10 protein-coding genes are annotated in these 8,654 nt (G+C 61.1%); 5 read left to right on the top strand and 5 right to left on the bottom strand.

Features of this window, described 5'->3' with window-relative positions; genetic code table 11:
- Positions 1 to 99: 99 nt before the first annotated feature.
- Positions 100 to 552 (bottom strand): flavodoxin family protein, encoded by a 453-nt coding sequence (locus RG2_RS11130; protein ID WP_033235011.1) that lies wholly within the window; start codon positions 550 to 552, stop codon positions 100 to 102.
- Positions 553 to 592: 40 nt separating this feature from the next.
- Positions 593 to 823 (bottom strand): phosphopantetheine-binding protein, encoded by a 231-nt coding sequence (locus tag RG2_RS11125; protein WP_033234874.1) that lies wholly within the window; start codon positions 821 to 823, stop codon positions 593 to 595.
- Between the two features lie 154 nt (positions 824 to 977).
- Here RG2_RS11125 and RG2_RS11120 point away from each other — a divergent pair, with 154 nt between their 5' ends.
- From RG2_RS11120 to RG2_RS11110, 3 genes are all read left to right on the top strand, one after another.
- A complete protein-coding gene (locus tag RG2_RS11120; RefSeq protein ID WP_051730551.1) occupies positions 978 to 2,138 on the top strand; it encodes an isochorismate synthase in 1,161 nt (386 codons plus the stop codon).
- Between the two features lie 121 nt (positions 2,139 to 2,259).
- Entirely contained in the window at positions 2,260 to 3,207 is a 948-nt protein-coding gene (locus tag RG2_RS11115; protein WP_051730569.1) for a hypothetical protein, read from the top strand.
- 37 nt (positions 3,208 to 3,244) lie between these two features.
- Positions 3,245 to 3,913 carry a thioredoxin-like domain-containing protein gene (locus RG2_RS11110; RefSeq protein WP_033234875.1) on the top strand — a complete coding sequence of 223 codons (669 nt, stop codon included), beginning with the start codon at positions 3,245 to 3,247 and terminating at the stop codon, positions 3,911 to 3,913.
- Between the two features lie 6 nt (positions 3,914 to 3,919).
- On the opposite strand, the gene RG2_RS11105 is transcribed toward RG2_RS11110, so the two are convergent.
- Together RG2_RS11105 and dapB are read right to left on the bottom strand one after the other, a co-directional pair.
- Positions 3,920 to 4,387: a hypothetical protein gene (locus tag RG2_RS11105; RefSeq protein ID WP_033234876.1), complete on the bottom strand. Its 468-nt coding sequence runs from the start codon at positions 4,385 to 4,387 to the stop codon at positions 3,920 to 3,922.
- A 28-nt stretch (positions 4,388 to 4,415) separates the two neighbouring features.
- Positions 4,416 to 5,180: a 4-hydroxy-tetrahydrodipicolinate reductase gene (gene dapB / locus RG2_RS11100; protein ID WP_033234877.1), complete on the bottom strand. Its 765-nt coding sequence runs from the start codon at positions 5,178 to 5,180 to the stop codon at positions 4,416 to 4,418.
- Positions 5,181 to 5,283: 103 nt separating this feature from the next.
- Here dapB and RG2_RS11095 point away from each other — a divergent pair, with 103 nt between their 5' ends.
- Together RG2_RS11095 and RG2_RS11090 are read left to right on the top strand one after the other, a co-directional pair.
- The gene (locus RG2_RS11095; RefSeq protein ID WP_080711753.1) at positions 5,284 to 7,317 is read left to right on the top strand and encodes an ATP-binding cassette domain-containing protein; all 2,034 of its coding nucleotides are present in this window, start codon (positions 5,284 to 5,286) and stop codon (positions 7,315 to 7,317) included.
- Positions 7,314 to 8,042, top strand: a complete 729-nt coding sequence (locus RG2_RS11090) for an energy-coupling factor transporter transmembrane component T family protein (protein WP_033234879.1) — start codon at positions 7,314 to 7,316, stop codon at positions 8,040 to 8,042. Before RG2_RS11095 ends, RG2_RS11090 begins: the two co-directional genes overlap by 4 nt.
- Here RG2_RS11090 and RG2_RS11085 read toward each other — a convergent pair.
- Positions 8,039 to 8,647, bottom strand: coding sequence for a TetR/AcrR family transcriptional regulator (locus RG2_RS11085; RefSeq protein WP_033234880.1), 609 nt, complete (start codon positions 8,645 to 8,647; stop codon positions 8,039 to 8,041). The genes RG2_RS11090 and RG2_RS11085 overlap by 4 nt on opposite strands.
- Positions 8,648 to 8,654 lie beyond the last annotated feature (7 nt).

The following is an 8,654-nucleotide window of genomic DNA, read 5'->3' as shown; positions in this document are numbered from 1 at the left end:
GCAGGTGAAATACCGAATCTTATTGAAAGAACAACTACTTCATTTCCGACAACACCGCTGCTGTATCAAAATGTGGGATCGAACCCGAAACGGAATGCGTCAGCCCATCACGGTGGCAGCGACGGTTCCGCCCAATTCGTAGCACTGCTCACGCACGTTTTTGTCCACGGGCACAATCACTTCGAGCGGCTCGGCCACCGGAACCAAACCGAGACCGGTTGCCAGTGTCCGCACCGACGACACAGCACCGGCAGTGTCATTGTTTCCGTGCACCCATAACCCATATGGACGCTCGGACACCGCACCCAAGCATTGGTAATAGGTGGTGTCGAAAAAGTACTTCAATGCCCCGGACATATAGCCGAAGTTCGCGGTGGTTCCGAAAATATATCCGTCAGCACCGAGTACGTCGGGCACGGTCGCTGCCAATGCCGGGACAGCAATAATTTCGACGCCCTCGATCTCCGGATCATGCGCGCCTGCCAGCACGGCATCAAGCAATTCATGCGTCGCGGGCGAGGGCGAATGGTGAACCACCAACAAAGTCTTCACGTCCACGAGAATACGACGCGCTTACTACAGGCAAGGCCGCTTACCGCGAGCAGAGAACCTCAACCCATGCATTGACGGTCTGCTCTTCCGCCAACACGGCAAAATCTGCATCCGCTCCGTCGGCGCGCCACTGTTCGACCAGCATCATGAGCCGCACCGAGTCCAGGCCCTCATTGGTCAGATCCGTGTCGTCGCCGAGTTGTTCTGCCCTCATCGACAGAACTTCGGCAACGTCACGCACAATCCGGGCCCGGTCCACAGTGCTGCTCATCGATCTCCTCGTATAGTACGAATACGGAATGACTTTAGGCCAGCCTAACCATATTGGTACGTTGGTACCCAACTTGAAACTGGACACACAAATCTCGCACAACTAAGGCTAGCCTCAACATAGCAATAGTTCCGGACAATCTGGAAGGGCGTCCATGTTTGCACTGGCCGAAGTCGCCGAATACCCGTTGCACACCAACCGATCTGACAACGGAGCGGATTCAGTTTTCCTGCTCTCCCGCAGGCAGACCTCGGTTCAGACCTCCGGAGTGGTGGAAGAATTCGACTCGGCGTTCGACGCTGTAGAGGGACTCAAGACAGGGCGGATCGACTCGGTTGTGGGCGCCCTCCCCTTCGCTCCCTCAACACCGTGCGCGCTCACCGCGCCGCTGAGTTTCACCCGAACGAGGGGTGATCTCCATCACTCCGGTGCGGTGAATCTTCCTTCCGCGAAAGTTGCCGGATGCGAACCAAGCCCTCTCGAGCACACCCGGCGAGTTCGCGGTGCGATCACGCGACTGCAGGCCGGCGAACTGGACAAGGTTGTTCTCGCACGCACGCTCGCGATCGCAACCGAATCGCCGATCTCGCCCACAGCACTCACGAGAAAATTGATCTCGCTCGATCACTCGCACAACGGGTTCTGCGTAGACCTCTCCCCCGCCGGCGGGAAATACCGCGGGCGCGCTTTGGTCGGTTCAACGCCGGAAGTCCTGATCGAACGCCGCGGAGACATCGTCACCTGCCACCCGCTCGCAGGTTCGATTGCACGACACCCTGATTCGAAGCAAGACGAAGCACACGCCCAGGAACTCCTGGCGTCCACCAAGGATTTGTCCGAGCACAAATTTGTCGTCGATTCGATCAGCGCGGTTCTCGGACCGCTGTGCCGATCATTCTCAGCGCCAAGCACTCCCGAACTGCTCCGCACGCCTCAACTCTGGCACCTCGGAACCAAGATCGAAGGGGTACTGGCCGACCCGAACACAACGGCACTGGAGCTCGCGCTTGCACTGCACCCCACTCCGGCGATCTGCGGAACACCGACCGATGCCGCTCGCGATCACATCACCGGGACCGAGGACGATCGTGGCTTTTACGCAGGTGCCATCGGATGGTGCGATCGGACCGGCGACGGCGAATGGATGGTTGCCATCCGATGCGCTGAGATCGCGGCCGACGGCCTCTCGGCGAAGGCCTATGCCGGTGGCGGAATCGTCGCGTCGTCAGATCCCGATACGGAATTGCGTGAAACCAGTACCAAGTTCCGAACGATTCTCAGCGCATTCGATCTAGCCGAAGATCTTGCCGAATAGTGGCTCACTACCGGTCGATGCACTCATTTTGACACCAACAGGTCGGGCGTTCAGTACCGTTTTGGGCGATACATCCTAATTCGTCTCTGGCTTCTCGCCTGGAGGGTTCCCTGTGAATCGAATGCGCGCCTCAACCCGCCACGCTGCGATGGTCGTCGGCGCAGTGACGATCCTCGTCACCGGGATTCAGTTCGGAACCGCATCTGCGCAGCAGGTATCTCCAACCTTCGAGGTGTTGTGCACCCCGACTGACACCGGCCTCACCGAACTGTCCGGGTTGGCGGATACGTCCACCGGAATGTACGCCATCGGCGACAGCGGGGCGGACAACAGGATTGCCGAACTCGACGCAGGCTGCCACGTCACTCGCTGGATACCGGTGGGGACTGAGACCTACGATGTCGAGGATCTCGACTCCACTACCGACGGCACTCTGTGGCTTGCCGACATCGGGGACAACAACAAGATCCGTACGTCCGTGGCGCTGATCGGATTCGATCCGTCGGGCGCAGAAGCTGCCACACCACGTGTGCTGACCTATCCCGACGGCGCACATGACGCCGAGACCTTGCTCATCTCGCATGACGGACTCCCCGTCATCGTGACGAAGGACTACCTCGGGTCGAGCGATATCTACGCACCGGCGGGTAATCAGAATGTGCATGACCTGAGCACCACTGTCCCGACACAACTGAACAAGGTCGGACACCTGCAATTCTCTCCGACCACAACTCCCGGCGGTCCGGTCGACGGAGCGGGAACAATGGCCGTCACCGGCGGCGCAGTCAGCACCGACGGCACGGTGGTCGCTCTGCGCACGTACACCGACGTCTACCTGTATTCAGCCCCCGACGGTGACGTAGTCAAAGCTCTGTCCGCCAGAGCGATTCGGGTTCCGCTCCCGAACGAACCACAGGGCGAGGCAATTGCATTCAACAACGACGGAGATCTGATCAGCGGATCCGAGGCCTACCAGGGGCCACTGCCGCCACTGCTCATCCTTCGCGGAGCAACCGCCCTTGCCGTGGCGGGAGGCTCGGCGGGACCCCTGGGCTCAACGGGTTCGTAGACTCGGGGTCAATCCGCGGGACCGCTATCATCGCGGGGTGAATACACGAATTCGGATGAGCGGCGCTGCCATTGCACTGGTATGCACCGTTGCCCTCGGGGCAGCGGGCTGCACCCACGCGGTCACTGGCACGCCGCTCCCCGATGCGTTTGTTCCGAGCGCCGACAACCCTGATCCGTCGGAAGCGATCGACGGGGTTGTGTATGTCGAATACCCAACGGCACTTCACGTCCAGCCCAATGAGCGTGTGGCATACACACATTCACCACCGTTCGGCGGGCGGCACGACGGGGTATGGGCTAAATGCACCGGAATTGTGTATCCACAGGCGATCCGAACCGAAAATGCCGTTCATTCACTCGAACACGGCGCGGTCTGGATCACGTACAACCCTGACCTTGTTTCAGCCGGCGACGTCGAGCTCCTCGCTGAAAGGGTCAGCGGAAACAGCCATATGCTGATGTCACCGTATCCAACGCTCGACGCTCCGATCTCGTTGCAGTCGTGGGGACATCAACTCGAGCTCGACCAAGCATCCGACATCCGAATCGATCAGTTCATCTCGGCGCTTCGACTCAATCCCGCGACGTATCCCGAAGTGGGAGCGACGTGTTCGATTCCGCCGTTGAGCTTCGACCCGGACAACCCGCCGCCGTTCGACCCCACCACTCCGGATCCGGCGTACCCCACCACCGTTCCGGAGTAGACGGGTCTACTTGCCGCGCTCGCGTCGTTCCAATTCCACTGCCCGGCGCATGGTTTCGCGGGCACGGCTTCGGTCACCCGCGTAGTCGTAGGCGCGGGCAAGACGGAAGTTCTGCTTCCAGTTGTCGGGATCAGCTTCCCAATCAACTTTGACCGTCGCGAACAACTCGTCGGCTGCTGCGCGCTCGATCCGGCCCGACGGCAATTTCGGGAGCGTCGACGCATCGACGGCCAAGCCTTCGTCGTGGATCTGCTGAGCCAGGCGCTGATGGGTGAATCCCGCTCGCAATGTTGCGATCACCAGCCACAGTCCCAGGAACGGCAGGATGAGCACACCGATCCCCAGGCCGATGGCCACGCCGCCGCCGTCTTGGATGAGCTGAATTCCGCGTTGGCCGAGCAGCACGAAGTACACTGCCAAGGCAATGCAGATTGCCGTGATCAAGATGAGCGTGCGGGTGGTTTTGTTGTTCATGTTCTTGGTACTCACGGCTCTGTAGTGCTCACAAATCCAGGAACGAATCGATGCCGACGGTAAGGCCGGGGCGAGACGCGATCTGGCGAACGCCGAGCAGGACACCCGGAGCAAAGGAGTTTCGGTCGATGGAATCGTGACGGATGGTGAGCGTCTCGCCCTGTGTGCCCAGAATGACCTCCTGGTGCGCGACCATCCCGGCCATGCGCACCGAATGCACGCGCACACCGTCTACATCGGCGCCGCGGGCACCGTCGAGTTCAGTGGTCGTGGCGTCAGGACTGGGACCGACACCAGCTTCGGCCCGCGCAGCAGCGATCATCGCCGCAGTGCGGTACGCAGTGCCGGACGGCGCGTCAGCCTTGTAAGGATGGTGCAGTTCGATAACTTCGACGGAATCGAAGAATCGAGCTGCGGCAGCCGCGAAGCGCATAGACAGCACAGCACCGATCGCGAAGTTGGGCGCGATCAGGACCCCTGTGGTGGGCTGGGCGTCGACCCACGACTGCACCGTCGCAAGCCGACTCTCGTCGAACCCTGTAGTGCCGACCACGGCGTGAATGCGATTGGCCACGAGAAACTCCAGGTTTCCCATCACGACATCGGGATGTGTGAAGTCGACCACGACCTGAGTGCGGGTGTCGACAAACGTCTCGATCGGATCGCCGGTATCTACCTGCGCAACCAGTTCCAGATCAGCGGCAGCCTCGACTGCTGCGCAGATTGCCTGGCCGACCTTGCCCTTGGCTCCCAGAACCCCAACCCTGATGGGTGCTGCACTCACGTCTTCCACGCTCCGTCCGATGCATTGTTGTGGGGTAAAGCCTACGCAACCGGGCAGATGGGCTCACCATCAGTGCAACAGGAGTTTCGTCACGACTGGCACACTGGAGTTGGTGAGCAACCGCCCAGAAATTCAGCCAACCGGCAACTTGCGTCCACTCGAGGTGGCGACCGGTGCCGTGATGGCCGGATTCACGGTCGCTCTTTCCGTCATCGCGACAGTTATTCCTCTGGCGAGTGCTCTCCACCTTGTTGCGGCCGTTCCGATGGGGATCGTTGCTCAGCGGTTCAGAATCCGCGCTGTGGTCGCCTCCGGGGTTACGGCCACCGCAGTCGCGTTTGTTGCCGCCGGCTCCGGTTCTGCCTCAGCCGTTGCGCTGTGCGCCCTACTGGGCGGAATTATCGGCAACGTAAAAAGGCGGGGGCGCGGATTCTTTTCCGCGCTACTGGCGTCGTTCGTTGTCGGGCCGATTCTGGCCCTGTTCTCGATAGTTCTGCTGCTCATTCTCTCGCCGCTACGAAATCTGTTGTTGGATTCACTCGACAACACGGCTCGCGGCGTCGCGGAAATTCTCAGAAGATTTCCGTACTTCATCGGGATCGCGGATGCGATCGAAAGCAGTATCGGAGCCATCATCGATTACTGGTGGCTCTGGATCGCCGCGTCCGCGACGCTGGGCATCATCATCAGCACCGTCGTCTCCTACTTTGTTCTCGGCGCAGTTCTCGATCGGTTGGCCGCACTTCCCACGGTGGATCCGCTGGCCACGACGCCCGACGACCGGTCGATCAACCCGTTGCCGTTGACGCTCGAACACGTCGGCTTCACCTACCCGGGTTCTTCGTCGCCGGCGTTGACGGACATCAACTTCTCGATCGACCGCGGCGAATTTGTCACCGTCGTCGGGCACAACGGTTCCGGAAAATCGACCTTGACGCGCCTTCTCGCCGGCCGGGCACCGTCCACCGGACTCCTGGTTCGACCTGGCGCTGCGGGACTCGGACATCGCGACGGTACGGCGGTGGTTTTGCAGCGACCCGAAAGCCAGATCCTCGGAACGCGCGTCGCCGACGACGTGGTGTGGGGCCTGCAACCCGAGTATGTTCCGGACATCGAGGCGCTCTTGACCGAAGTCGGGCTGGGTGGAATGGCGATGCGTGAAACGTCGTCACTCTCGGGTGGCGAGATGCAACGCCTCGCTGTCGCCGCTGCCCTCGCGCGTCGACCCGCGTTGCTCATCGCCGACGAAGCCACCGCGATGGTCGATCGCACCGGTCGAGAAGAACTGGTGGAACTGCTGGCAGCTCTCCCCCGTCGGCACAATATGGCCGTTGTTCTTGTCACCCATCATCAGGCCGACACCCGCCAAGCAGACCGGGTTATCCAGCTCGAGAACGGCCGGCAGATCGAACATGAGCCGGGCTGGATGGTCGGCACCGGAGCGCCGACGGTTCCCACCTACTGGCCGCGCAGCACCAAAGCCCTGCTCGAAATCAAGAACCTCTCGCACACCTACAACAATCGGACTCCGTGGTCGCGCACCGCGCTGTCCGACGTCAATCTCACCATCGGCTCAGGTGACGGCGTACTGGTCCTGGGCGGCAACGGCTCCGGAAAATCCACACTGGCCTGGATCATGGCCGGATTAACGGTACCCACGTCGGGCACGGCATTGTTCGACGGCAAACCGATTGCCCGGCAGGTGGGTTCGGTGGGCTTGACCTTCCAACACTCGCGGCTGCAACTGCAACGTCGAACCGTATCCGAAGACATCGAGGCCGCCGGTGGGCCCGAAATCGGGTCGACGCAGGTTTCCTGGGCACTCGACGCTGTCGGACTTGATCGCCGCATTGCCAGCCGCAGCATCGATCAACTCAGTGGCGGGCAGATGCGCAGAGTGGTGCTCGCCGGACTGCTCGTCCGACAGCCCCAGATGCTCATCCTCGACGAACCCCTCGCAGGCCTCGACCCACCCGGGCGAGCGGCCATCATGAATGTCCTGACCTGGATCAGGCGCAACGGCACCGCGCTGGTCGTGATTTCCCATGACGTCGACGGCATGGATGGCGTGTGCAGCAGGACAATTCATCTCGCTGACGGTGTCCTGACCGAAAATCCCGTCACACTGGAAGAGACCCGGCGATGACCACACTCCTGCGCGAAGTTCCCACCACCTCACCGATCCACCGACTATGGGCCGGCACGAAGATCATTGCCGTGGTTCTCATCAGCCTTGTCATGGTGATCGCGCCGTCGTGGCCGTCCATTGCCGTGATCACTGGACTGCTCGCCATTACTGCCGCCATCGGCCACATTCCACCGACGGCAATCCCGCGCCCACCATGGTGGATATGGCTGCTACTGCTGGGCGGCGCCCTGGTCAATCTCCCGATCGGTCTCGACGCCGTGTACCTCTACCTTCGGGCAGTCACCTTCGGAATCATATTGCTGTGCGCGTCACTGATGTTGGCCTGGACCACCTCGATGAGCGACGTCGCACCCGCACTGGCGACACTCGGACGTCCGCTGCGGTTCCTACGAATCCCGGTGGACGAGTGGGCAACAGCGGCAGCGCTCTGCATTCGCTCACTCCCCCTCCTGATCGAGGAAATGCTCACGCTGGCCGCGGCTCGCCGACTCCGGCCGAAAGGCGTGGTGCACAGCGCGTCCGACAACACGATTATCGATCTGATCACTACCACGATGTCGGTGGCGATCCGGAGATCCGCCGAGATGGGTGAAGCCATCTCCGCACGCGGCGGAACGGGATTGATCGCCGCCTATCCGAAGCGTCCGCGTCGAGCTGATCTGCTGGCGATCATCGTTGTCGTTCTTTCCTGCGCCGGAGCGATCGTACTGACCGTGATCTAGGACTGTGGTTGTGCAGTGATCCCAGCGCCCATCCAACGGCGCAGGTATTGCCGTAGTTCGTCGTCGCTCCGAGGTGGATTACCGGGGGATATGAAAAACGACTGCATCGTGCGCAAGACGTATTCGACGAGTTCCCGAAGAGCAGCGTCGTCGTAGCCGTACTTCTTCCAATCGACGTCGAAGCGGTTGATCATCGCAATTCCGAAGGCCTGAGCCTCATCCGATGTGAGACCGTCGGGGTGAAGGTTCGAGTACGTTCCCGTCAGCAAGATGCCAAGATGTGGGATTCTGCGGACTTCGGTCAGTGTGTAGACAACGCCTTCGGTCATCGCGTCGACGGGATCTTCGATGCCGCTCACATGGGCAGTGAGCCGATCCAGAAATCCGGCGACCGATGCGATTGCCGCTGCGCGCATCAGGGCGTCGGAGTTGGGAAAGTACCGATACACCGTCTGACGGATCACACCCAGCGACTCCGCGATATCGGCGATGCTGATTGCCGAGCCCGTTCGCCCGATCAAATCGACTGCCGCGGTGACGATTCGACGAGTTGCGTCGTCATCGTCGACTGGCGGATTTCCGCCCCACCCACGTCTTCGCGCCACTGCCTGT

The sequence above is a fragment of the Rhodococcus globerulus NBRC 14531 genome (assembly GCF_001894805.1).
Lineage (GTDB): Bacteria > Actinomycetota > Actinomycetes > Mycobacteriales > Mycobacteriaceae > Rhodococcus_F > Rhodococcus_F globerula.
This window is presented reverse-complemented; position numbering and strand designations above follow the sequence as displayed.

Excerpts from the sequence above, each read along its gene's own strand:
- RG2_RS11105 (WP_033234876.1), bottom strand. The coding sequence starts at position 4,387 with ATGAACAACAAAACCACCCGCACGCTCATCTTGATCACGGCAATCTGC.
- RG2_RS11120 (WP_051730551.1), top strand. The coding sequence starts at position 978 with ATGTTTGCACTGGCCGAAGTCGCCGAATACCCGTTGCACACCAACCGA.
- RG2_RS11125 (WP_033234874.1), bottom strand. The coding sequence starts at position 823 with ATGAGCAGCACTGTGGACCGGGCCCGGATTGTGCGTGACGTTGCCGAA.
- RG2_RS11115 (WP_051730569.1), top strand. The coding sequence starts at position 2,260 with ATGCGCGCCTCAACCCGCCACGCTGCGATGGTCGTCGGCGCAGTGACG.
- RG2_RS11090 (WP_033234879.1), top strand. The coding sequence starts at position 7,314 with ATGACCACACTCCTGCGCGAAGTTCCCACCACCTCACCGATCCACCGA.